Raw genomic sequence first — 23441 nt, forward strand, 5'->3', positions numbered from 1 at the left:
GTTTATGGCCCTGCTGTCTTTTTGCGTAAAACGTCGAAAAAGGCCAATAGAAATGGCCAGAACGGCATCGTCGAAAATAGCTTCAATTCGTCACGAAGCCGGGTATCCTCGTCCAGGAATGTAAAAACGCGCGTATGGTTTTGGGTATAAACGCGCGTAAAAATATCGTCGGCAGGGTGGCGATGCTTTTCGAGTACATTCAGGAAAATACTATCGTAAAGTTTAAACCGTTTGCCAAACCACGAACTATGTCGGTTGGGCCGGCCCGTTTCAACTAAATTTTGAACGATGGCCTGCAGGTAACGCTGGGTCCGCTGGAAAGTGTAGCCGGTCGATGCTTTTGTGAATCCTCCGGCGGTGCCAATGCGGACGATGTGCTCAGAGGGGTTTTCCTGGGTCTGCTCGTCCGACATGGGAATAACGCCATATTCCGTTTCGCTAATCTGGTAAGCGCCAGTCTCCAGAAAGCGGTCGATGTACCGGCGCAGTTCACTATCGTATTCGCTGTCTGTTAGCAGGGCGTTATTGAAAAGTGTAAACTCAACCAGGGCCGTTTTTTGGTCGAATGGGAGTGTATAGATAAACCGGCAATCGTTCTGCTGTTCGATCCGAAAGTCCATGATTTCGGGTTTTTCGGGATCGAAACAGGGTTTTTCGGTGGTAATTACCCACCCCTTAAAGTGCTGGAGTAAATTATGATTATCGGGCTGGTCGAGTTTGAGCGCAAACGTACTATCAAACACATAATCAGCGATATACGGTTCATCGTCGGCAATAACAAACCCGCCTTGTGGGGTTTCTTTAACCCGGTTGATGGTTGCCTGTTTACAGTCGATATTAGGCCATTTTGCGAGTTCATTCTGGATAAATCGGTAGAAGTCGATTCCCCTGAGCATTTTATACCGATAATCGCCCAGATCGAGCGGGCCGGAGTAAGTCGTACCATGAAACAGAACCGTATTCCAGGTCCGAAACAGAATCGACTCAAATGGCCCCGCATCCCGCTCCCAGAAACACCAGGTGCGGTCGTTGCGGTTCTTGGGTTCACGGTCCAGAATCAGAATGCTTCGGTCGCGCAACGGAGACTGGGTTAGGTAATACGCCAGACTTAAACCCGCCATGCCTCCGCCTGCTATGATGAAGTCGTATTTTTTCATGCAGCAAAGAAAAAGCCCGAACCCCCGGTCCGGACTCTCTTCGTTAACTATCAGATGATGCCTGATTGTTTAACTAATGAACACTGAATACTGTAAAATGAATAAGACAAATTTTATTTTGCCTTATTCATTGGTTAAACGTTCACGTGCTTTTCTGCGTGGTAGCTGGAGCGAACCAGCGGCCCCGACTCAACGTATTTCAGCCCGCGTTTTAAGCCTTCTTCGCGATACATGGCAAACCTATCGGGATGAATCCACTCAATCACTTCGTGGTGCATTTTGGTTGGCTGGAGGTATTGCCCCAGTGTCAGCACATCGAGTCCGTTTTCGGCCAGGTCGTTCATGGCGTTGAATACCTCGTCCTGGGTTTCGCCCAGACCAAGCATGAGGCCCGATTTTGTACGCTGCCCGTAGGCCTTCGTCCGGCGAATTTGTTCCAGGCTGCGTTCGTAGCGAGCCTGTGGCCGAACGCGCCGGTAAAGCCGCGCCACTGTTTCCATATTGTGAGAAACCACCTCCTGCCCGGCAGCAATCATGCGTTCGAGCGCGTCCCAGTTGCCTTTTGTATCAGGAATAAGCGTTTCGATGGTCGTTGCGGGCGACGCTTCTTTGATAAGCCGCACGGTTTGATACCAGATTTCAGCGCCCCTATCTTTCAGTTCATCGCGGTTGACGGAGGTGATCACGGCGTGTTTGACCTTCATCAGCACGATGGCTTCGGCCACACGCCGGGGTTCGTCGGTATCGTATTCGTTAGGGCGACCCGTTGCCACCGCGCAGAAGGTGCAGCTCCGGGTGCAAACATTACCCAGAATCATGAATGTTGCCGTTCCGGCTCCCCAGCACTCGCCCATGTTCGGGCAATTACCACTTTCGCAAATTGTGTGAAGTTTATGTTCATCAACCAATTTCCGCACTTTGGCGTATTCGGGGCCGATGGGTAATTTCACCCGCAGCCAGTCGGGGCGTTTCCTGCGTTGTTGTTCGGAGGGTATTACGGGAAGTTCAATCATGATGGCGCCTAAATCCTTTCCAACAAAATTCGTTTTTCAGGTGTAAAGTTCACGGCAAACAGCAGGGCGCACGGGGCGAGGAGCGTGGTACGGGAATTATACCCCTGCTCTGCTCCCTGTGCGCCCTGCTGTTTATTTTTTACTACCAAAAAACAAGCTGATGTAGCCCGATGTAAAGAAACTGCGATTGCCGTCTTCGCGACTGCCGTTGGGATCAGTGCCGGGGATAATGACAATCCTGCTGGGGAAAATTTCGGTCAGAAAGCCAATTTCAACGCCCGTTGTATTGCTCCTGAAGGCGCTCAGCTCAAAACTCAGGGCGGCTTTAATGTTCAGGCCAACGGTTAGTTTTGACTGGCCAAAGCCCTGAAAGAAGCTGCCTGCGCCCGTAACGGTTTCACCCGTGGCAGTGGCAAAACCATTTACCTGAGAGGCCGGTACGGTGCGCGTTTGATTGCCATAGGAGACTTCGAGATAATAGGGTTTAATGATTCCCAGCGATGGGCCAGCGGCCAAAATACCGCTCACGGCGATTCCTTCGTCGGAATTCCGCTGGAATAGTTTCACTTCCCGCCCATATTGCGGGCGAACCACAAATAAATAATTTTCTTTCCCCTCAATATACCGCGAGCCGATGCTATTAATCGACGACTGAATTTCTTTTGGGTGTTTCACATTGACCACCTCAAGACTCAGATACCGAGCCTGTTGCATACCAAACAAGGTAGTGGGCAACAGCTTCGACTGCCGAAATACAAACCCCCCGATAATACCTGAACTGGTATTGGTCGTGAGGCCAAATGTGGTCACCGTTTTATAGACATCGTCTTCGCTATCAACGTTTTGCCCATTGCTGGCCTGCCCTGATAGTAGCCAACAAGTTACGATAAGACTCAGTAGTGTATATATCTTCCGCATTTCCGTAAAATCCTGAATTTAAAGCTACTCAATTTCATTCTCTTTCACAAAATCAGACGTAACTATTAGCGTAACTATGCTATTGTTTTTATGTTTAGACCCAAATAGTTCGTAAACGGTTAACTGAGTAAGTGGTTGACTCGTCAAAACTTACTCAGTTAACTCGTTAAATTTCCTGACAAAACGCATGGCAACCATTCATATCGACTATCTCGGCGGGTTACGCACAGACTGCGTTCATCTGCAATCGGGTACCCATATCAATACCGACGCCCCAACCGATAATCAGGGCCGGGGAGAAGCCTTTTCACCAACCGACTTGCTGGCCAATGCATTAGGAACCTGCATCATCACCACAATGGCTATTTTTGCCCGGCGCGAAGATATCGATCTGGCAACCAGTACACTCGATGTAACGAAAATTATGTCGACTGAGCCGCCCCGGCGTGTTGCCCGTCTGGAAATCGATCTGACGCTCCGCGCCAACCGGAATGGCGACTCGTTCCTGCCCGATGAGGAAACCCGTGTTCGTTTAGAGCAGATTGCCCATACGTGTCCGGTGGCCATCAGTCTTCACCCCAACATCGACCAGGCAGTAAGCATTCGCTGGGAGCAAGCGGTTGATGTATAATGATACTGGCTACTGACGTTCATAAGGAGCGTCAGTAGCCAGTATCTATTAAGACACTCCCTACTTAGTCCGCAGTAATGTTACGGGCTGATGCCGGTTTTCCGCGTTGTATTGAGTAATCAGATCGCGTGCGTATTGCCTGAAAAATTCGGACTCGACATTGGCTTCCGCTAAATGTTCCAGTACATATTTTATGGTTTTTCCGGTAGCAATCCACTGCTGCCAGATGTCCTGCCGCTGTCGTATGCCAAGGGTGGTCATGCCCGTGACAACACCCGTATCCGCCCGGTAGTTAACGCGCAGGGTTGTATTTTTTTTAGTTTTGCTCTGCCAAAAGAAGGTTCGGTCAAGGTTATTTTCAGGCAGAATAGCCTCAGATCCTGGATAATCAGGCAATGTGGTCCAGTTAAGTCGGTTGGCTCCCTTACCGCAAGTCTGGTAGTCGATGGAGAAAAACGTGACTGAATTAATCAACACACCCGGCTGATATTCCGTTTGGTGGCCGGCTATCGTTTTGGCCACCGATTCGCCCATCATCCGACCAGCCGCCCACCCTTGCTCGATACCATTACGGGACGCTTCGGGCGGTATTCGATGCTGGGCGCAGCTACCGATGGCATATACGTCGGGTAGGTTGGTTTCCAGACAGGCATTTACCAGAATACCCTGGTCAGTTTCCAGAGCCGTATGTTTCAGAAAATCAATTGCCGGGCTTATCCCAATGGCTACGCCCACAAATTGAGCCGGAATGGCCTCCTGATCGATTGTTAAGATGGATGCTACCCGACCCGTTGCATCAGACTGAATTTCAGACAGTTCACTGTTAATTCGAACGTCTATCCGATGCTCACGAATATGCTGCGTTACCAATTCAGATTCTTCAGGGGGCAATACGCTGTTCCAAAAACTTGCTTCCCGAATCAGAAACGCAACATCAATGCCCCGAGACTGGAGCATCTGGCAGAGTTCGATACCAATTAATCCACCCCCAACAACTACGGCCCGCTGTACACCCGTCGTGTCGGTCTCCATTCGGTCGAGGTCGGGTTTGCCATACAGGCCCTGTACGCCCCGCAATGACTCCCCCGGCCAGCCGCCAGTCCTTGATTTTGAGCCAACAGCCATTATAAGAACGTCATAGCGTAGCTGAGTTTGATCGGCATGAATCGTTTTATTGGCAAAATCCAGTTGGTCAACCCGCGCCTGAATGAGATCAATCCGGTTCTTTGGCCAGAACCAGTCTTCATAAGGTTTGGCCCGCGCAAACGTCGTTTGCCCCATGTATAGCGGCCTAAGGGCCGTTCGGGCGAAAAAGTGGGCTGTTTCAGCGGAAATAACGGTAATGCGGTCATTGGTCTGCCTCCGAAGTTCGAGGGCAGCCGTAATGCCTGCAATACCATTGCCCAGGATAACAACGTGGCGCATACAACAAAACGGTTACTACCCGCGAGTACGGCCCCGAAACAACGAAATCTAAGTTACTTATCCAATTAATTCGACTCAAAAAAGCACCATCTCACTCACCTTTTGCGGTTTTTTTTTCGCTTTTGTCGCCAGTACTTTATGTCGGCCGTTAAATTTTCCAGAAAAAAGGACGGCCCCACTGACACATACAATCCGGTGTAATTGATTTGACTTTCGGGAATGTCTTTTTTGAGAACGAACCGGTAACCCGTTAGAAAATTTAAGCCAAACCAGTGCAAGGGGCGAAACCAGCGAATAGTTGGGAACTGATAGGCCGCCGATACGCCCACGCCGAGTGGAATAAAAATACCCCGGGCCACTTCGTTTTTGCTCGACTGGTCGTCGTTGAGTTCGTAGCGTGAATGGCCGTAGCCGAGTTCGATGGGTAAACTAACATCAAAGGCTTTCCGGCGGAGCAGATACCGCTCATAATAAGCGGTTGCGATTCGTAAATGGCGCGTAACAGAAGCCGATGTGTTGGGCAGCAGGCCCGGCTGGTCGATGTGCTGATTAACAAAATAAAATCCCGCACCCGCCTTGAAGCTGGCCGTCCGCCCCCCCTGAAGAGCGGGTCGGTTATGGCGGGCCGGGAACAAAAAACCGGCTCGTATCCCATAAACACTGACCGGTATCCGGCGATTATCGTCATTGCGGGTATCACTAAAAAAGAAAAAACGCTGATCGGTCGATGCCGTAAACGTTAATGATGCAGGCTGGGCAGTCTGCAAACTATCGGGCTGGCTGGCGGTATTGATTGACGTTTCGGCCAGTCGGGGAGAGACTTCGGCAGGAACTATGGATTGCGCTAAACTATGTTTTCCCATAAGTAACCAAATGAGGCTAAGCACGACCAAACGTTTCAATAAAGCCATAGTTCTCAGATCGTTGATAACTATATAACGAGGTAGGGGCCTAATGGTTCTGGCCTGCCGGCGTTAGTTTATACCCTCGATGGCTTCCCGTTTCAGCAGCACCTCAATTTAGATAGTTTAACCTGATTCGTTTCGTACAAAAAGCTATAGCCGAAAGGCACTATCCCAGTAAAGTGCAAAATCAACCACGCAAACAGGCAAGGGTAGCTTTGTATTCCATGGGTTTTTTGGAAACAATCTCTTCTTTTCAGACAATAAAATCCCGTAGGTAGACTGTTCGGCAACGTTCCCGATAACGATTGCATTAATATAATAGAGCGAATTGTTCTTTATAACTTTTTTATTTAACATATTCGGGATGCAAGTTAAGGGAAAGTTCAATAAGCCGACCGATACGTCATCATTGAAAAATCCATACTAACCTTACGCATATAGGCGGTATGTACGCCCAGGGTTGATAATTCACCATAGATAAGTAGAAATCCCTATTTCAGACGCTTTGGCCTACACAAAACAGTTCTACCAGGTGTCTTCTAATAAGCCCTATTCCGCCTACACTGCCGAGGACTTTGCCCTCGACGACCTGTTTGTGCGTTGGGTGCAACATCCTGACGACGACGAGGTGGCGGCTTATTGGCAAAACTGGCTTTCTCAAAATCCCTATCGTACCGACACCGTTGACGTGGCTCGCGACCTCATTCGCACGGGTAGCCGACCGGCTTTGCCCGCCCTGTCGTCCGACGAGATTTCATCGGTATGGGGCCGCATTCGCGAATCGCTTCAGACTATGGAGGACGTTCGCCCGCTCCAGCCCGATGTTCGGGCTGTTGTTGGCTGGTGGTATTTTATGCGTACAGTAGCCGCAACTCTGGGGGTTTTTCTCCTGATTGGCTGGGCGCTATGGATGCAATATGGCCCTAACCAATCCGTTCGGACAATCAATACCAGCAGTACCCAAACCCGCCAGATTCAGTTACCCGACAACTCCACCATGACACTCTATGCCAACAGCACTGTGCGCTATGCCCGCCAGTGGACGGAGGAGATACCCAAGGCCGTCTGGCTGGAAGGCGAAGCTGATTTTTCGGTAACGCACCGGACCGATACCTCATCAGCGCGGTTATTTCGGGTACACACCGGCGGGATCACTATTGAGGCTGCCGGTACCACATTTCGCATCCGTCAGCGCAACAAAATTACGTGTGTAGCCCTAACATCAGGCCAGATAAACTTACTCTTGAAGCACCAAAAACCAGTTCGACTCCAGCCCGGCGACTCGATTGAAATCGACACCGGCTCCCCAGGTCTTTATCTTAATTAGTAATAACCTTTTACCGCAACCTATAATGCAGACAACAATTACCCAACTGCCACGAACAGCGTGGATCCCCCTACTTGGGCTGTCAGCCCTCGTACTGCTCGGCCAGCCCGCCTTGAGCAACCCTTTAGCCGCCCCGCCGGGGGTCCAAAATCCGGCGCAGGAACGCACCGTAAGCGGGCGCGTTCTTTCAGGCGACGACAACAGTGCCCTGCCGGGCGTCAGCGTAGCCGTGAAAGGCACTACGCGAGGCACCACAACCGATGCGAATGGCGACTACCGCCTTAGCGTACCCTCTAATCAGGTGGTGCTGGTTTACTCGGCGGTTGGCTTTGTTTCCCAGGAACTTACGGTTGGTAACCGGTCGGCTATTAACCTGACCCTGAGTGCCGACACCCGTGCCCTGAATGAAGTGGTCGTGATTGGATACGGTTCGCAGAAAAAGAGCCAGACAACCGGAGCTATTTCATCCGTTACACCCAAGCAAATCACCGAACAGCCCATTACCAACATTGGCCAGGCGATGCAGGGCCGGGTAGCGGGGGTTGATGTGGCGCAGTCGGGTAGCCGACCCGGCTCTGTTCCAACGATTCGGATTCGGGGGCGTCGTTCGTTCAATGCCGGTAACGACCCGCTGTATGTAGTCGATGGAATTCCGCTTGCCAGAGAGTATGAAGACATCAACCCGAACGATGTCGGCTCAATGGAAATCCTGAAGGATGCTACGGCAACGGCCATCTATGGTGCCAGAGGTGCTAACGGGGTTGTCCTGGTTACGACCAAGCGGGGGAATCCAACGGGCAAAACGACCATCAGCTACGATAACTATGTTGGTTTTACCGATGCGCTTGACAAAGTCAACCTGTTCAGCGGTCCCGAATTTGCCGAATACGTGCGGGAGGCTTACCGGACTACGAATAACTACAAAGATGCGAACGGTAATCCAGTTCCTACGGGTGTGGCAGATGCCTACGCCGACTCGAAGGTAGCGGTACTGGGTGGTGACCCGAACGTGGCGGCTGGCCTGGCGGCCGGGCGGAATACTGACTGGCAGTCGTTGCTTCTGAAGCAGGGGGTTCAGCAGAACCACACAATAGGTGTCCAGGGTGGTAGCGAAAAAACACAGTTCTACATTTCGGCGGGTTATTTCCAGGATAAAGGCATCATGCCGGGGCTGGACTTTAGCCGCTATTCATTGAGAGCCAATATTGATCACCAGATCAACAAGGCCCTTAGAGTGGGGATTTCCTCCTACATGATGTACGTCCTGCGCAATGGCGAATCACTGAATCCCTACAACTTTACCCTTCAGCAAAATCCGCTCGGCAGGCCTTACGACGATAACGGAAACCTGATTTTCTCTCCGACTAACGATGCGCTGCTCACCAATCCGCTGGCTGAGGTCGTACCGGGAGCCCAGATTGAAGAACGGAAAAAATACCGGATCTTCAACAGCATCTACGCAGAAGTAAATATTCTGGACGGGTTAAAATACCGGGTTAATTTCGGGCCTGATTTTACCATCAACCGGTTTGGCCGCTTCATTGGTGCTCAAACGAACGCCCGGAAATTCGGCGATCCACAGGCTTCTAACGCCAGCACCTTTAACTTCGACTACACGCTCGAGAACGTGGTGACTTACAACAAAAAGTTTGGTGATCATAACGTTGGCCTAACAGCGTTACAATCCATTCAGCGCGACAATTCCGAGTTTAATAACATTAACGTGCAGGGTGTTCCGGCCGAAACGCAGTCGTTCTACAATGTAGGTAATGCCAGTTCGGTGCTGGGTGTCGGCAGTGGTCTGGTTCAGTGGACGATTAATTCGTATATGGGTCGGGTTAACTATGACTATAAGGACAAATACCTGTTAACGGCTACCATTCGCCGGGATGGTTCCAGCCGATTTGGTGAAAACACCAAGTACGGTAACTTCCCCGGTGTTGCCTTAGGCTGGAACATCAGCAATGAAGATTTCATGAAGGGTTCCAGTGTGGTTGACCTGTTGAAACTACGGGTGAGCCGGGGGTCGGTTGGTAATCAGGGCGTAGCACCTTATCAAACCCAAGGGTTACTGGGTCGTACCGTATACGCATTTGGTAACACGCCTGCTTATGGGTATCGCCCTGAAACGATTGGCAATGCTGATTTGCACTGGGAAACCTCCACCACCACCAACATTGGCGTTGACTTCAGCCTCTGGCGGGGACGGGTGGCGGGTGCCATTGAATTGTACAACACCCGGACAACCGACCTGCTGCTGTCTGACCTGCTGCCGACATCGATTGGTTTTAACGCTGTAACCAAGAATATTGGCGAAACCCAGAATAAAGGAATAGAAGCCAGTATATCGACCGTGAACGTGAATACGAAAGGTGGCTTTAAATGGACCTCCGACATTGTGTTTACAAAGAACACCGAAGCCATTATCTCGCTCTTCAACGGGCCGGTTGACGACGTTGGGAACAAACGCTTTATTGGTAAGCCCCTGACGGCATTCTACGATTATAAGAAAGCCGGTATTTGGCAAACGGCCGAAGCCGATGCGGCTAAGTCCTACCAAAGTGCTGTTGGCCAGATTAAAGTACAGGATACGAACAATGATGGCAAAATTACGGCTGACGACCGGGTGTTCTTAGGCTCCGATATTCCGACCTGGAGTGGCGGCATTACGAACCGCTTCAGCTACAAAGGGTTTGACCTGAACTTCTTTATTTATGCCCGGATCGGTCAGACCATTCTGAGCGGTTTCCACCGGGACAACAATCAGTTGGCGGGTCGTTATCAGCAGATTAAGGTTGATTACTGGACGCCTAACAACCCGACAAACGAATTTCCCCGGCCTAACTCAAGTCAGGAATTCCCCGTCTATAACGCAGCCATTATCTACTTCGATGGTTCGTTCGTGAAGGTGCGTAATATTAACTTTGGCTACACGTTCCCGGCAAGTATTACGTCGAAACTCCGCATGCAATCGCTCCGTTTGTTCGCCAGCCTTCAGCAGCCGTTCATCTTCTCGTCCTACCGGTCGAAGTATAACGGTGTTGACCCTGAAACAAGTGCAAGTGATGGTGTAGTCAGCAATGGTGTTGTGCCCGCTACCCGGGTAACTACCTTTGGTTTAAATGTTAAATTCTAAGCGCATTGGCAATGCATTTACAAACATCTTAAGATTCAAAAATCATGAAATCAAAATTTTCACATAATTCATTCCGTATTCTGGCACTCACCGCTCTCCTGTTTAGCGGTCAGGCCTGTAAGGATATACTGGATGAAAAAGTAATCTCTGCCATTGGGAATGATTATGTCAATACACCCAAAGGCTTTGAAGATGCCAGCAAAGCAGCTTATTCATCGATGCGGAATTTTTACGGATCGGAGCGTGGTATAACCATGACCGAGTACGGTACGGACATTTACACAACCGGGGCCGATGGAAGCTATAAAGGGTTTCACTTTTATGATACCCAGTTGAACAGCTTTGTTGATATCATTCAGCAAGTGTGGGAGGAGGTGTATAAGGGTATTAACACCTGCAATGCGGTGATCGAACGCGCTCCGGCAGCAACCGTTTCGGACGCTACCAAAAAACTGCGCGTTGCCGAGATGAAATTCCTGCGAGCACACTATTACTTTATTCTGGTGCAACAGTTTGGTGGGGTTGACTTACGATTAAAAGAAACCTTAGGGCCTACCAAAACAACCAGCCGGGCATCAGAAGCAGATATTTATAAACAAATCACAGCCGATCTTGAAGCGGCTATAACCGATTTGCCTACCACGAAAGCCGCTGCTCAGTCCGCCAGTGATTACGGGCGGGCGACTAAATCCGCTGCCGAACACCTCCTGGCTCGTGTGTACCTGACTAAAGCCACCTCGTCGGCCAAAGCATCAGACGATTACGCTAAAGCAGCTACTTTAGCCCAGAATGTAATTGCCAACTACGGATACAAGCTGCTGCCCGATTTTGCCAGTGTATTTGCTCAGGGAGGTGGTGAAATTAATGACGAAGTCATTTTTTCGGTGCAGTACACATCGGACCCGCTGACCAATATCAACTCGGCGAATACGAACAACGGCGATGGCAACAAGCTCCATCTGTATTTTGGGATGCAGTACGATGTGCAGCCCGGTTTGAAACGGGATATTGCAGGCGACCGCCCATTTAAGCGACTCCGCCCAACAACCTTTTTGACCGAAACTGTTTTCAATCCGAAAGATCGGGTTAACGATTCGCGGTACAAAAAGACGTTTAAAGATACCTGGCTGAGCAACAACCCCGGCGCGAATCTGAACACTTCTTTTGACAATAGTAAGGCTAAGGTTACCTATAAAGCGGGTGATACCGCCATCTATATTCCGGGTGTTGAATGGACACTGGCGCAACGGGCAGCTAAACCCTATCAGGTGCTGGTACCCAGCGCCTACTCGGCAGCTTTATTTCCAACGCTGCAAAAATTCCTCGACCCACTTCGCCCTGATCTAACCTACGAACAGGGCAGCCGCGATTATTTAGCGTTCCGCTTAGCCGAAACCTATCTGATCTTAGCGGAAGCTCAACTGAAACAGGGTAAAACAGCCGAGGCTGTAGCCGCTATCAACGTAGTGCGTCGCCGGGCAGCCTGGCCGGGTAAAGAGGCAGCTATGGAAATAACAGCCGCTCAGATGGACATGGAGATGATTTATCAGGAACGTGCCCGCGAACTGGCTGGCGAACAAACCCGGTGGATGGACTTAAAACGGTGGGGCAACCTGGTAGAACGGGTAAAAAAATACAACCCCGATGCCGCTGCCAACGTAAAAGAAATCCATAATATGCGGCCCATTCCGCAAACGCAGATTGACCGAACCGAGAAAGGCGCCGACGGAACCCCCGGGTTCGCTCAGAATCCAGGGTTTTAATAACTGACCATACAGAACGGCTGGAGACCCTGGCCGTTCCGTATGTTTTTATCAGTAGAACGGTATCTATTTGCTCTTCTTCTCTTAGTTTCCGAACTGTAACCGATTCGTTTCACGATCAGTAAGCCTATACCTGTACTGATTATTCCTATACCCCTAAAATTATGCAGGAGACTGCGAACAGACGACAGTTTCTCACAACGGCGGGCCTATCGGCCCTGTCGTTAGTGGCTGGTACGCACCGGTTATTTGCTGTAACGGCGAAACCTGTCGGGCTAAAAATTGCCTATTCAGCCATTACGTGGGGGGGCAACGATGTTCAGGCCATCACCGATTTGGCGGCTCTCGGTTACCGGGGCATTCAACTCCGGGCTAACGCCTTTGGGCCGTATAAAGCGAAACCCTCCGAACTGAAAACTCTGCTCGAGCAGAACCACCTGACGCTCGCCATGTTCTCGAGCGGTAATGTGGACATCGACCCGACTAAAGAGCAGAGTACCATCGATATGCACGTGGCTCATGCCAGTTTTGTGAAAGCTCTTGGCGGTTCGGCTATCCAGTTAACCAACTCAGCGCGGCCCAAAGACCGGCTCCCGACAACCGATGAGCTTAAACGGCTGGCTATGGTCATGAACGAAATCGGGAAGCAAACGGCAGACATGGGTGTTCAGGCAACGTATCATAATCACATGCACCAACTCGGCGAAACTCCCGAAGAGGTAGACGTGATTGTGCAGGCCATGAACCCGAAATACATGAAACTGGAACTTGACATTGCCCACTATAAACAAGGTGGCGGCCAACCCGAAAAGGCCGTAAAGCAATACAAAGACATCATCCATGCCCTGCACTTAAAGGATACCATGTCGCCCCTGCCCGACAAACCGAACGACCCCAAAGCCTACAAATTCGTTGAGCTGGGCCGGGGAAATGTTAACGTTCCGGCTGTTTTTAAGGCTTTAGAAGAAATAAACTTCAAAGGCTGGGGCATCGTTGAACTGGATGGCGTGCCTGAAAAAGACAAAACAGCCGCCCAGTGCGCCCAAATTAATAAAGAATACATCACGAAAATTTTAAATCATCCCTTATAAAAGCGAAAGAGTGAACGAGTGTTGCCGGGTGGCTTTCGCTCGTTCACCCTTTCACTCGTTGAAATTATGAAACAATTAATTCTAACTGGTCTGTTGCTAAGTCTGCTGGCTTTTGACAACCCGCAGACGCCTAACACACTGACCGCCAAAGAAAAGAAAGACGGCTGGAAACTGCTCTTTGATGGGAAAACTACCAACGGCTGGCGAGGAGCTTACAAAGACAAATTTCCCGAAAAAGGGTGGAATGTAGCTGATGGTTTGCTGACTATTCAGCAGTCAGATGGCAAAGAGTCGGCAAACTTCGGCGACATCGTGACAACAGAAGAATATAGCGATTTCGATCTGATGTTCGATTTCAAGCTGACCGAAGGAGCCAATAGCGGCCTGAAATACTTTGTAGCCGAGCAAAGCCCAAAACCAAAAGGTTCGGCGTTTGGCCTGGAGTTTCAGGTGTTAGACGACGACAAGCATCCCGATGCAAAACTGGGGCGCAATGGCAACCGTACCGTTGGTTCGTTATATGACCTGATTCCGGCAAGTGGCAAGAAAGCCAATCCGATTGGGGAGTGGAACACGGGCCGCGTTATCTCGAAGGGGAAACACGTTGAACACTGGCTCAACGGTAAAAAAGTGGTCGAGTATGAACGGGGCAGCGAGAAATTCCGGGAGTTTGTGGCTATGAGTAAATACAAAGCCCCGGACTACAACGCCAACGGTCGGTTTGGTGAAGCGCCAAAGGGACACATCCTGTTACAGGATCATGGCAACCGGGTATCGTTTCGAAACATAAAAATCAAGGCACTTTAACTACGGTAAACAGGAAGTGTTTTTGTTGGTCCACCGAAGCCGGGTCGCCCGAATGACAAAAGCACTCATTTCAAACTTAAATTTTAAACATATGGAAAACCGTCGTGAGTTTATAAAAAAATCGGCATTGGCTGGTCTTGGCATGAGTTTTTCGGCCAGTAGCTATGCCCGCATCATTGGGGCAAACGAGCGCGTTCGGGTTGGTATCATCGGTTTCTCCGACCGCTTCCGGCAGTCGCTGGCGCCCGCCTTTGCCGAACACGCTAAGGGCCAGAATTTTGCCTTTGTGGGTGTGTCCGACATCTGGAGCCGTCGTCGCGACGAAGCCGAACAGTATCTGAAAGGGAAAGGCTGGAACGACAGTGCGTTTTTCAAAGCCCGCAACAACGACGAACTCCTGGAACGCAAAGACGTCGACGCCGTTATTATCAGCACCGCCGATTTCCAGCACGCGCTGCACTGCGCCGATGCGGTGGAGTCGGGCCGGGACGTGTATTGCGAAAAACCCTTTGCCGAATCCTTAGACGATGCCCGTAAAGCGCTTAAGGCCGTTGAAAAGTCGAAAAAGATTGTGCAGGTGGGTTCACAGCGCCGGTCAGCACCCAACTATCACCAGGCTAATGACTTTATCCGGTCAGGCAAATTTGGTGATATTACGATGGTCGAAATGACCTGGAATGTGAACCAGCCCGGTCGCTGGCGTCGGCCTAAACTCGTCTCCGAAATCCGCAAAGAGGACACCGACTGGGACCGCTATCAACTTAACCGGCCTAAAGTAGCCTGGGACCCCCGTAAGTATTTAGAATTTCGGTTGTTTTATCCGTATTCGTCGGGCATTCCGGGGCAGTGGATGTCGCACCAAATTGATACCGTTCACTGGTTCAGTGGCCTGGATCATCCCCGCAGTGTTGTGGCAAATGGGGGCGTTTATAGCTGGAAAGATGGCCGCGTGAATGCCGATACGTTTACGGCGGTATTCGACTACGGCCCGGATAACGACAAAACCAAAGGGTTTCAGGTGCTGTATGCTTCCCGGATGAATAACGAAGCTGGCGGGGTAAAAGAGTATTACTACTCAAACGGCGGCATGATTAACCTCGATACGAATAAAATCTCACCAGAGGGAGGATTGGAGGCAAAATACGCCAAAGAAATGAACATGCAGGCGAATCTGTTGCCGACCATGTCGCTGGGCGAATCGGCCAAAATGGAGACGAGCGCCAACACCGGTGGTGATCCAATGACTTCTCTGCACATGCTTAACTGGATGGAGTGCGTTCGTAGCCGGAAAGAGCCGAACGCCCCCGCCCGCGTCGGTTTCAACCACTCGGTTGCCAACATCATGGCCACCATGGCTCTGCATACTGGCAAGCGCGTCACCTGGGATTCGACCAAGCAGGATGTGGTAATGAGCTAAGATAAATGATGAATTGTACTATTTTTTACATTCATCATTATTTTAAAAGTCCTGCACCAATCTGGCAACTAAGGCATTTTTTTACAGAGCAAAATTCGTTGTAGAGTTCAATTGCCGCCTGTGAATCGAACGCTGTATGAATACCCAGTCCGAGGGTGTCCCAGCGTTCGGTCAGGCGGTTTTTTTCGGCTGGCAATTGCTCCAGCAAACGGATAGCCCGGTCGATGTAGGCGGGTTGCCCACGATGCTGAGCATAGGCAGCCAGCAGCGGTACACCCGTATTGATTACGATTGTTGAGGCCGAGTCGGGTCCTAAGGCCGGAACGGTTTTGTCGGCTTCTTTACCAAACCGATAATGTGATTGCCAATAGCCGGATGGTGATAGTTGCAGTGATTTCAGTAGTGTTCCGACGTCATTCGTACCAACAAAGAGCGAAAATAAACTGGGATGGTGCGTCACCAATCGCGCCAGTTGAGCCAGTCGTAGCGTAGGGAAGTTGGCAGGCCGCAACCGGCCCCACTTCCAGGCATGAGCGGCCACCTGTTTGTCGGCCAGTGCATACTTAGCGGCCAGAAACGTATACTCCCGCTGAAGAACAGCTACGTAGTCATCTGACTCCTCAACGTCTACTAAACCAGCCGCCCCAAATAGCATCGCTTCGACCTGTAGAAGTACGTCGCGGTGTTTCAGAATTGCTTTTAAGGGGACTGCCCGACTAAGTTGGGCCATTGGCTCGGTGTTGACCTTGAAGCCCATCGTCATCGCCAGCAGTCGATAGGTTGTTTCTTCCCAGTCGCCCCCGGTTTGTTCGAATACCGCCATAGCAGCCGATGCCTTTCGCTCCAGTCGTTGCAGCATGGCCTTATCGAGCATGGATGTGACCCGCAACGGCGACACCGACCGGAATTGCCCGGCACATGGAATACTATCCGCTGATTCATGCAGCCTATAATACCGGTTTAGTAGATCGGCGTCAGCCAGGGGGCTTAGTTCGAGCGTAGGCAAGGGCGTTCCGTTGGCCCGGTCGACCCGGCGACCACTGGCAGGGCGGTCATCCTGCCAAACGACGTGCAGAATAACATTGTCGTAAGCCCGGTCATGTTGGTGGCGATGGGCCAGCCAGTCTGATGTGCGGGTGTGCATTTCAACAGTGCCTACCCATTCGACCCCGTTTATAAGCAGGCGGGCGTTCGTAAAATCCGGCCCGGCGTCGTGATTCCGAAAACCAGGCTGTAACACCTGCACCGTTTCGCCGTCGGTAGTGCTCAGATCTTTCGTTTTGAAATACTGGTATTGCCAAATAAAATACAGAAAAGCTTCGGGCACGAATGGTAATGTAAAATGAATACTGAATAATGTACAATTATCAGCAACCATACGTATAATATCAAGTAGCTTTGTGGATAGACCGCTTATTTTTTAATGGTTCATCTTAGCTGCTTCATTAGATAGCCAGCCATTTCAGTCTGTAGGGCTTTGGCTTCTGACCTGGCGCGGTCGGCGAAATCAAGTCCATTCGACGCGTACAGGATGCTTCTGGATGCATTGACCAGCAATCCGCCAGCGGCCGTTAAGCCCCGGCGGGAAACGTCGGCCAAACTCCCTCCCTGCGTGCCTACCCCCGGCACCAGCAAAAACGTATCGGGAGCCAGTTCTCTGATTCGGCTTAACTCATCAGCCTGGGTTGCGCCCACAACAAACATCAACTGATCAGGCCCGGCCCAGGTTTGGGCGGTTTGAATTACCTGCTCGAAAAGTGCCTGATCATTGACCTGTAGCCGTTGAAAATCAGCACTTCCGGAATTCGATGTAAGCGCTAAGAGAATAACCCATTTATCGGTATAAGCAAGAAATGGCAGGACTGAATCGCGGCCCATATAAGGCGCAACCGTGACCGAATCGAACGACATTCCGGCGGCTGTTGTGTCGAAAAACGTTCGGGCATATAAATCGGATGTGTTACCAATATCACCCCGTTTGGCATCGGCAATCGTGAAGCAGTCCGCTGGCATATAGTCGAGTGTTTTTTGCAAACTCTCCCAACCACGCGGCCCCTGGGCTTCATAGAAAGCGATGTTGGGTTTGTAAGCTACGGCAAGGTCGGCGGTAGCATCAATAATGGCTTTATTGAACGCGAAAACTGGGTCGGAGTCAGTTAATAAATGAGCCGGCAGTTTACGGGGATCAGTATCTAAGCCAACACACAAATACGATTGTTTCTGAAAAATTTGGGCGCTTAATTCGGAATAAGTCATGCTCAACAGTGAAACTCAGGCTAAAAAGTTTCTGTCCAAAAGTACAACTTACTGGGTGGGTTTCATAAATTTGGGCCGGGAGAGCCTCCCTTACGTAATATTTTGCACCATGCAAGTTCGGCAAACGGCCATTGACGGTCTTATTGAGTTGATCCCTCGTGTATTCGAAGATGAACGCGGTCATTTTTTTGAAACCTATAACAAACCGCTGTTTGCCGCCTTAGGCTTGTCAATGGAGTTTGTTCAGGACAACCAGTCTTTTTCAACAAAAGGCGTTCTTCGGGGGCTGCACATGCAAAACGAACCATTTGCCCAGGGGAAATTAGTACGCGTAATTAGTGGACAAGTGCTGGATGTTGCCGTTGATTTGCGCCCTGATTCGCCCACATACGGCCAGTACGAAACGTTTTTGCTGGATGCCCGGCTCGCTAACATGGCCTATATACCAGAGGGGTTTGCTCATGGCTTTGTGGCCCTGGAAGACAGCATATTCAGTTATAAATGCACGAATGTCTACAACAAAGCGGCCGAGTCAGGCATCCTCTGGAATGATCCCGACCTGAATATAGACTGGGGTGTCTTCAATCCAATCGTCTCCGAAAAAGACCAGGAGCTTAAGTTACTACGGGACGTTTTTCCGCAGGCTGTCGTATAAAAATTAATGAATAATGTAAAATGAATAATGAAACTCACGAGGAAAATTAGTATTCATTACTTCTTACTTCTCATACATCTCTTCAATTACTTTGCGCGCCACTTTGCGCGCCGAGAGCGGATTCTGCCCAGTTACTAACCGCTCGTCTACTTCAATATAAGGCAGAAAAGGGATCAAGCTTTTGCTATAGAGTGCATTTCGCTCCCGGAGCGAATCTTCCAGCAAAAAAGGCACCTCCTCATCAAGTCGAACGAGTTTCTCTTCCATATTCGAGAAGCCGGTTATCTGCCGGTTGGCAATCAATGAGGAGCCATCCGACAGGGTAACGTTGAGCAATGCGCTAACGCCGTGGCAAACGGCAGACACCATACCGCCATTCTCGTAAATCTGCCGGGTAATGCGTTGCATTACCGGATTGGCCGGAAAGTCCCACATGGTGCCATGTCCCCCGGTAAAATAAATGATCTGGTAATTATCCGGATTTACATCATCGAGCTTCAGCGAATTTTCTAATTTTTCGCGAAACGTTGACTCGTTATACCATTTTTCGTTGATGGTATCGCGTCGGTCAATGCTTTTTTCGTCAATAGGTACCGGGCCTCCCTTCGGGCTGGCAATGTCGTAAGGCAGTTTCCGGTCGGCCAGTTCATCGTAGAAATGGGTAGCTTCACTTAACCACAAACCGGTTTTATGAGACTTGGTTGGGTAATCCGTATGGTTTGTGCACACAATAAGGACGCGGTAGGTGGGGTCCATAAGCAGGGGTTACGTTCGACGTTTGAAGTTCGATGTTTAATCCCAAACTTCAAACGCTGAATTTTCGGGCGGCACGTTAAACCAAATCAACGCGAACTAATCAAATAATTGGAAATTGCACCATTTTGCAGACTATTATTTTACAAAATTAGGATTTTGCCAATTGAATAATTGGTGATAGTAGTATATTTGTTCATAAACCGTATTGTACCTACCGCTATGAAAATTGCCACTTATGAATCATTACAGGCCGAACATGCCTGGATGATTGTGTCAGACCAGCTTCAGCAACGGAATAATATGCTGGCTAAAAGTATTTCGCACCTGGAGCGTAATCCAACGGAGTTGCCAATGGCAAGCCGGTTAATAATCCTGCGTTATCACCTAAAGATGAGTTTACGGCAGTTAACGCAGGAGGCCCGCCAACAGAGCCGCAGCGCCAAAAATGCCAATGACCTGGCTAACCAATGGCAGCATGTTCATCAGCTATTTTTTCTACTTCGTCAGATTGACAGTGAACTCGGCCGGGCTGCGAACGAAAACAACAGGCTCCGCTCCTGGGTAGAATCCCTCGAAGCACGCGTCTATCGCTCGGCCTTAGTACATTTAAATTAACACCTGTCAGAGCAGGCTAAAATGGTGTGTCGGCAGACAACACTGTCGAAATTGCTTACTTCAGCTTCGTGTAAGGGACAAACTATCGCTTACGATTTGATACAATGTAGCGTGTTTTCTTACTACGGATAGGCTCACAGCCCGGTTCGCAGGGCACTTCCACAACGGGGTCTTTAGGCACCTCGACAATAGGCGTGCTGGGTTCGTCACCGGGTCCCTTGTCGCTGGTAGCGAGCCACTCAAATTCCGTCCAGCCATTAATGGCTGGCCCGTCGGGGATAGTACTGAATTCAAGCTGCCCAATATTCTGTTCCAGCCAGTCATCGTCGCCACTTAAATCAATCTTATACGTGTGGAACTGGCCGTCGTTAATAATTGGAAAGTCAGCGTATCGGTCGGCGGTGCCGTATATGGTTACATCTTCACTCCGGCGCCATTTCAACCGGAATTTATTGTGCTGAGTTTGAAAGGCCGCCCGCAGATAAAGGAATGGGTTACTGCGCCCTTTCCAGAACACATGGGGCGAGGTGATGCGGCTATTATTGCCGCCTGGGTCGAACAGGTTGACATGCAGTTTTCCGGCAATGGGCCAGCCGGTGTCATGTGCTTTCTGATAATACCAGCCTTTGCGCGATGTATCGAACCGAAAGTTTGGGCCAGGCGATGAACGCGGCTGGGCATACACATACGAACGAATTCCATCTAAATGCCCAACAATCAGTTCATAGTCCCACTCATGAACGATGTTATGATCCAATATGACCCGGTTGGTGGCGGCAACATAGGAGGCCACGACGCTGTTCTCATCCCCGCCCAAATCGGCGCCGAAGTAGCCTCGTTTCCATTCATAATTACCCGGCACGTACAGGCCAACCCCATAGCCGTTATCATTCGTAGAAGCCATCCACGGTTCGGTGGGTAAGACATCCCCAAATATGGTTGTTGCCGGGGGCTGTATGCGCGACTGTGTGAGGTTGCCCTTCGTATAAGGCGAACGATCCGAGTAGTACCACATATTATGGTAGTCGCCATTGAGATACATGCAGGGAAACTCCTGCTGGCGAGCCTCATACTGCGTTTTATCGGACCGAAATAAAGCTATCCGGGCATGTACCTTAACCACATTACCCTCTAATCGAATCCAGTGCTCAATGGTGGCCTGGCCAGGTTCGTTGTTTATCGCAAACTGCTTCGGAATTGTTTTTACATACAGCAGATTCGACTCTTTTTTGAAGGTAACTACCTCCGATGGGTTACGGTATGTATCGCCTGCCTGAATCGGATTCCAGCCCAGCCCGGCCCAGCCTGGGTCGCCATTTTTTGAGTAATCTGCGGGGCCGCTATAAAGCGCAATCTGTATCTGCCGACCCAGATCGGGGTTGTTGACCATATTGCTGGTCGTCACTTTGCCGCCCTGATTGTTCAGAAAGGCCAGGTAGGTGATAGCGCCACCATAGTTTGTATTGATTCCTACGCGTATCTGGCTGTTCTCAATGGTCTGAAGGCCATCGCCCTGCCGGAGGGAAGATGGTGTAGCGCCCTTACCACTGGAGGGGTAACGGAGTTGAGCAAATAACGGTGCTGGAATCTGCATCCAGACAACCAGAAGCGCAATATGCCAGCGTTTAGTAGCACAGATAGGGAAGTGGGTCATATAAACCAGTACAATTTGGTGTACCAGTTACCCCCCGTCACAAATAACATGCCAAACGCCTACGCCCTTCAAGTTACCGATTATAATTTTTTTATCATTTAATCAACTGGTTGAGCGCAGTATCCGATACTGCACCCGATTGAATTAACAACCGATACTGAAACGTAACTGACTGCCCGGCGGCCAGGGTATAATTCAGAGCAGGCGCTTTGCCATTCGTAAAGACAGAAGGCCCTAATGGATTGGCCGCAAACAGGCCGTATCCCCTTGCATGCCAGTAGGTTGGATAGCCAACGTTTTTTGGATTATCCATCAAAACGACTGATAGCGCTTCATTCCCAATCGTTCCGGTCAGTTTTACCCAGGGGGCGCGTGTACTCCACACGGCATCGCCCTCTACGCCTTCGCTACTCCGATAAAGCCCGGTTACACCCGCATTGTTCATGGCAGGCACTTTGGTCGCTACGCCCTGTGCATCGGTGAATACTTCGGGTTTTGTAGAGGGCTGTTCAAGTTCACGGGCCATGCGTAAGGCAATCATGCCCTCCTTATTATCGGTAAACACAACGTCTTTCGCAGCCGCTTTCAGCACCGTTACGCGGTCAATGACTCGCTTACCAGCGCCAGCCTGAAACTGGTATGTCGTTGTTTCCTGGAGCATTATCTGCCCGTCTTTATCGAGCCAGTCGGCGGTTACGACCAAATCGGCCTGTCCATTTCCGGGTTTCATCGACCTCACACCGGTATGTACAATTGTCCCAAATGGACCCTTGTGTTCCGGTCCGATTTCAGTGGAGTTATTCCAGAAGTCATGCCCATTTACATCGCCGTAATTAAACCACATACCCACGTGGTGCGGGTGGTCGATGCGTTCGCCCGGACGGGGGTCGAGTGGCCAGCCCCGCGTGATCAGATTCCCGCCCGCCGACCGAATAGGGTACAACACAGGCTTCTTCAGGACGGTTGGCCCCGGATAGATATAGGCTGTGAAGGGCTTGCCATCTACCGTTACATCAACGCGCTTCCGGGCTTCGTTATGGGTAAGTTGAATCCGATTGGTTTGGGCACGACCCGACAGAACTACGGTCGAAAACAGGAAAAACATCAAGAACTGGCGCATCAGTTAGTGGCTAACATACAAAGTAGGTTTTAGCATGGACAACAAAAAAATTGCCCCGACTTTAAAAAGCCGGGGCGAGTGAAATGCTACTGATATGGTTTGGCTTAATTGCCCAGCAGAATCTTGTTCGACACGTCCTGATCGATGGTGATATAGCCGGGATAATTAATGGATTTATTTCCCAGCGACAGAGTCGGTTTAATTTTAATTGTCAGCTTCGAGGGTTTCGAGTTATCATTTCCCGACAGATTTTGCACTAACTCGGTGAAGGCATCGCGCGTTTTTGGATCGGTTATCAGTTGATAGGCGTTGGCATTTAACCGGACCGGTACGCGGGTTTTTCCGCCACCCGGCTGCACTTCAATTCGCTGATTGAGAAACCCGTTAAACAACTCCTGCCCGGCCAGCAGAATCCGATACTCAAGTTGATTAATGCCCGCCAGTTTATTGGTTGGATTCGTGATGTCAAGGTTTATGCGGGCATCTAAAGGCACATTGCGCGTGAGCAGACCAGCCGCCAGCCGGGGAAACCGGGCCGGGTTCAGGTCCTCGAGTTTCCGAAACTGGCGAATATCGGTACCCGCCAGAAATACGCTGTCGGCTGATGCGATGGTGTACTTGCAGTTGCCTAAGGCCTTTGCCTGCGAAATTTGCTGATTAACACTACACCGGCTAAAGAGCAAGGGCAGGGCAATCAGAAGTAGAACAATTGCTTTTTTCATAGTTGATCGTGCTTCTTTTCGTATAAACGTTCGACAGCCGTCAGCCAGTTTGGTTTAACCAGATGGTGGGCGT

The 23441-nt window shown here is 50.2% G+C and carries 20 protein-coding genes; 9 read left to right on the forward strand and 11 right to left on the reverse strand.

Annotated features, from left to right (window positions below; translation table 11 throughout):
* Positions 1-2: 2 nt before the first annotated feature.
* The 3 genes from ACYVI1_RS24320 to ACYVI1_RS24330 all read right to left on the reverse strand — a co-directional run bounded on the left by ACYVI1_RS24320 (position 3) and on the right by ACYVI1_RS24330 (position 3088).
* Positions 3-1157 carry a lycopene cyclase family protein gene (locus ACYVI1_RS24320; protein ID WP_460913452.1) on the reverse strand — a complete coding sequence of 385 codons (1155 nt, stop codon included), beginning with the start codon at positions 1155-1157 and terminating at the stop codon, positions 3-5.
* A gap of 134 nt (positions 1158-1291) precedes the next feature.
* The gene (gene lipA / locus ACYVI1_RS24325; RefSeq protein ID WP_460913453.1) at positions 1292-2170 is read right to left on the reverse strand and encodes a lipoyl synthase; all 879 of its coding nucleotides are present in this window, start codon (positions 2168-2170) and stop codon (positions 1292-1294) included.
* 132 nt (positions 2171-2302) lie between these two features.
* On the reverse strand, positions 2303-3088 hold the full coding sequence (locus tag ACYVI1_RS24330; RefSeq protein ID WP_460913454.1) for a hypothetical protein: 786 nt from the start codon (positions 3086-3088) through the stop codon (positions 2303-2305).
* A gap of 187 nt (positions 3089-3275) precedes the next feature.
* Here ACYVI1_RS24330 and ACYVI1_RS24335 point away from each other — a divergent pair, with 187 nt between their 5' ends.
* The gene (locus tag ACYVI1_RS24335) at positions 3276-3719 is read left to right on the forward strand and encodes an OsmC family protein (RefSeq protein WP_460913455.1); all 444 of its coding nucleotides are present in this window, start codon (positions 3276-3278) and stop codon (positions 3717-3719) included.
* 60 nt (positions 3720-3779) lie between these two features.
* Here the strand turns inward: ACYVI1_RS24335 and ACYVI1_RS24340 are convergent, their stop codons facing one another.
* Positions 3780-5144, reverse strand: coding sequence for an NAD(P)/FAD-dependent oxidoreductase (locus tag ACYVI1_RS24340; protein WP_460913456.1), 1365 nt, complete (start codon positions 5142-5144; stop codon positions 3780-3782).
* 95 nt (positions 5145-5239) lie between these two features.
* Positions 5240-6007 (reverse strand): hypothetical protein, encoded by a 768-nt coding sequence (locus ACYVI1_RS24345; protein ID WP_460913457.1) that lies wholly within the window; start codon positions 6005-6007, stop codon positions 5240-5242.
* 574 nt (positions 6008-6581) lie between these two features.
* Between ACYVI1_RS24345 and ACYVI1_RS24350 the strand changes: the two genes are divergently transcribed.
* From ACYVI1_RS24350 to ACYVI1_RS24375, 6 genes are all read left to right on the forward strand, one after another.
* Positions 6582-7376, forward strand: coding sequence for a FecR family protein (locus ACYVI1_RS24350; protein ID WP_460913458.1), 795 nt, complete (start codon positions 6582-6584; stop codon positions 7374-7376).
* Positions 7377-7401: 25 nt separating this feature from the next.
* The gene (locus ACYVI1_RS24355) at positions 7402-10512 is read left to right on the forward strand and encodes a SusC/RagA family TonB-linked outer membrane protein (protein WP_460913459.1); all 3111 of its coding nucleotides are present in this window, start codon (positions 7402-7404) and stop codon (positions 10510-10512) included.
* Positions 10513-10556: 44 nt separating this feature from the next.
* Positions 10557-12275 (forward strand): RagB/SusD family nutrient uptake outer membrane protein, encoded by a 1719-nt coding sequence (locus ACYVI1_RS24360; protein WP_460913460.1) that lies wholly within the window; start codon positions 10557-10559, stop codon positions 12273-12275.
* 164 nt (positions 12276-12439) lie between these two features.
* A complete protein-coding gene (locus tag ACYVI1_RS24365) occupies positions 12440-13366 on the forward strand; it encodes a sugar phosphate isomerase/epimerase family protein (RefSeq protein WP_460913461.1) in 927 nt (308 codons plus the stop codon).
* A 66-nt stretch (positions 13367-13432) separates the two neighbouring features.
* Positions 13433-14173, forward strand: coding sequence for a 3-keto-disaccharide hydrolase (locus ACYVI1_RS24370; protein ID WP_460913462.1), 741 nt, complete (start codon positions 13433-13435; stop codon positions 14171-14173).
* A gap of 91 nt (positions 14174-14264) precedes the next feature.
* Positions 14265-15590: a Gfo/Idh/MocA family protein gene (locus ACYVI1_RS24375; RefSeq protein WP_460913463.1), complete on the forward strand. Its 1326-nt coding sequence runs from the start codon at positions 14265-14267 to the stop codon at positions 15588-15590.
* 37 nt (positions 15591-15627) lie between these two features.
* Here the strand turns inward: ACYVI1_RS24375 and ACYVI1_RS24380 are convergent, their stop codons facing one another.
* Positions 15628-16917, reverse strand: coding sequence for a DUF2851 family protein (locus ACYVI1_RS24380; RefSeq protein ID WP_460913464.1), 1290 nt, complete (start codon positions 16915-16917; stop codon positions 15628-15630).
* Between the two features lie 101 nt (positions 16918-17018).
* A complete protein-coding gene (gene pyrF, locus ACYVI1_RS24385; protein ID WP_460913465.1) occupies positions 17019-17846 on the reverse strand; it encodes an orotidine-5'-phosphate decarboxylase in 828 nt (275 codons plus the stop codon).
* A 109-nt stretch (positions 17847-17955) separates the two neighbouring features.
* Here pyrF and rfbC point away from each other — a divergent pair, with 109 nt between their 5' ends.
* Positions 17956-18501, forward strand: coding sequence for a dTDP-4-dehydrorhamnose 3,5-epimerase (rfbC, locus tag ACYVI1_RS24390; RefSeq protein ID WP_460913466.1), 546 nt, complete (start codon positions 17956-17958; stop codon positions 18499-18501).
* Positions 18502-18564: 63 nt separating this feature from the next.
* Here rfbC and ACYVI1_RS24395 read toward each other — a convergent pair whose 3' ends face one another.
* The gene (locus tag ACYVI1_RS24395) at positions 18565-19257 is read right to left on the reverse strand and encodes a type 1 glutamine amidotransferase domain-containing protein (protein WP_460913467.1); all 693 of its coding nucleotides are present in this window, start codon (positions 19255-19257) and stop codon (positions 18565-18567) included.
* A gap of 219 nt (positions 19258-19476) precedes the next feature.
* On the opposite strand from ACYVI1_RS24395, the gene ACYVI1_RS24400 reads away from it, so the two are divergent.
* Positions 19477-19872, forward strand: a complete 396-nt coding sequence (locus tag ACYVI1_RS24400) for a hypothetical protein (protein WP_460913468.1) — start codon at positions 19477-19479, stop codon at positions 19870-19872.
* Positions 19873-19954: 82 nt separating this feature from the next.
* Here ACYVI1_RS24400 and ACYVI1_RS24405 read toward each other — a convergent pair whose 3' ends face one another.
* From ACYVI1_RS24405 to ACYVI1_RS24415, 3 genes are all read right to left on the reverse strand, one after another.
* A complete protein-coding gene (locus ACYVI1_RS24405; RefSeq protein WP_460913469.1) occupies positions 19955-21526 on the reverse strand; it encodes a hypothetical protein in 1572 nt (523 codons plus the stop codon).
* Positions 21527-21620: 94 nt separating this feature from the next.
* The gene (locus tag ACYVI1_RS24410; protein ID WP_460913470.1) at positions 21621-22646 is read right to left on the reverse strand and encodes a DUF6807 domain-containing protein; all 1026 of its coding nucleotides are present in this window, start codon (positions 22644-22646) and stop codon (positions 21621-21623) included.
* A 104-nt stretch (positions 22647-22750) separates the two neighbouring features.
* Positions 22751-23368, reverse strand: coding sequence for a hypothetical protein (locus ACYVI1_RS24415; RefSeq protein WP_460913471.1), 618 nt, complete (start codon positions 23366-23368; stop codon positions 22751-22753).
* Between the last annotated feature and the right edge of the window lie 73 nt (positions 23369-23441).

The sequence above is a fragment of the Spirosoma areae genome, from assembly GCF_054781775.1.

Bases quoted from the DNA above. Each gene is read 5' to 3' on its own strand.
- ACYVI1_RS24415 (WP_460913471.1), bottom strand. From the start codon at position 23,368: ATGAAAAAAGCAATTGTTCTACTTCTGATTGCCCTGCCCTTGCTCTTT.
- ACYVI1_RS24375 (WP_460913463.1), top strand. From the start codon at position 14,265: ATGGAAAACCGTCGTGAGTTTATAAAAAAATCGGCATTGGCTGGTCTT.
- ACYVI1_RS24400 (WP_460913468.1), top strand. From the start codon at position 19,477: ATGAAAATTGCCACTTATGAATCATTACAGGCCGAACATGCCTGGATG.
- ACYVI1_RS24410 (WP_460913470.1), bottom strand. From the start codon at position 22,646: ATGCGCCAGTTCTTGATGTTTTTCCTGTTTTCGACCGTAGTTCTGTCG.
- ACYVI1_RS24355 (WP_460913459.1), top strand. From the start codon at position 7,402: ATGCAGACAACAATTACCCAACTGCCACGAACAGCGTGGATCCCCCTA.
- lipA (WP_460913453.1), bottom strand. From the start codon at position 2,170: ATGATTGAACTTCCCGTAATACCCTCCGAACAACAACGCAGGAAACGC.
- pyrF (WP_460913465.1), bottom strand. From the start codon at position 17,846: ATGACTTATTCCGAATTAAGCGCCCAAATTTTTCAGAAACAATCGTAT.
- ACYVI1_RS24370 (WP_460913462.1), top strand. From the start codon at position 13,433: ATGAAACAATTAATTCTAACTGGTCTGTTGCTAAGTCTGCTGGCTTTT.
- ACYVI1_RS24365 (WP_460913461.1), top strand. From the start codon at position 12,440: ATGCAGGAGACTGCGAACAGACGACAGTTTCTCACAACGGCGGGCCTA.
- ACYVI1_RS24345 (WP_460913457.1), bottom strand. From the start codon at position 6,007: ATGGGAAAACATAGTTTAGCGCAATCCATAGTTCCTGCCGAAGTCTCT.
- ACYVI1_RS24405 (WP_460913469.1), bottom strand. From the start codon at position 21,526: ATGACCCACTTCCCTATCTGTGCTACTAAACGCTGGCATATTGCGCTT.
- ACYVI1_RS24360 (WP_460913460.1), top strand. From the start codon at position 10,557: ATGAAATCAAAATTTTCACATAATTCATTCCGTATTCTGGCACTCACC.
- rfbC (WP_460913466.1), top strand. From the start codon at position 17,956: ATGCAAGTTCGGCAAACGGCCATTGACGGTCTTATTGAGTTGATCCCT.
- ACYVI1_RS24330 (WP_460913454.1), bottom strand. From the start codon at position 3,088: ATGCGGAAGATATATACACTACTGAGTCTTATCGTAACTTGTTGGCTA.
- ACYVI1_RS24335 (WP_460913455.1), top strand. From the start codon at position 3,276: ATGGCAACCATTCATATCGACTATCTCGGCGGGTTACGCACAGACTGC.
- ACYVI1_RS24320 (WP_460913452.1), bottom strand. From the start codon at position 1,157: ATGAAAAAATACGACTTCATCATAGCAGGCGGAGGCATGGCGGGTTTA.
- ACYVI1_RS24395 (WP_460913467.1), bottom strand. From the start codon at position 19,257: ATGGACCCCACCTACCGCGTCCTTATTGTGTGCACAAACCATACGGAT.
- ACYVI1_RS24340 (WP_460913456.1), bottom strand. From the start codon at position 5,144: ATGCGCCACGTTGTTATCCTGGGCAATGGTATTGCAGGCATTACGGCT.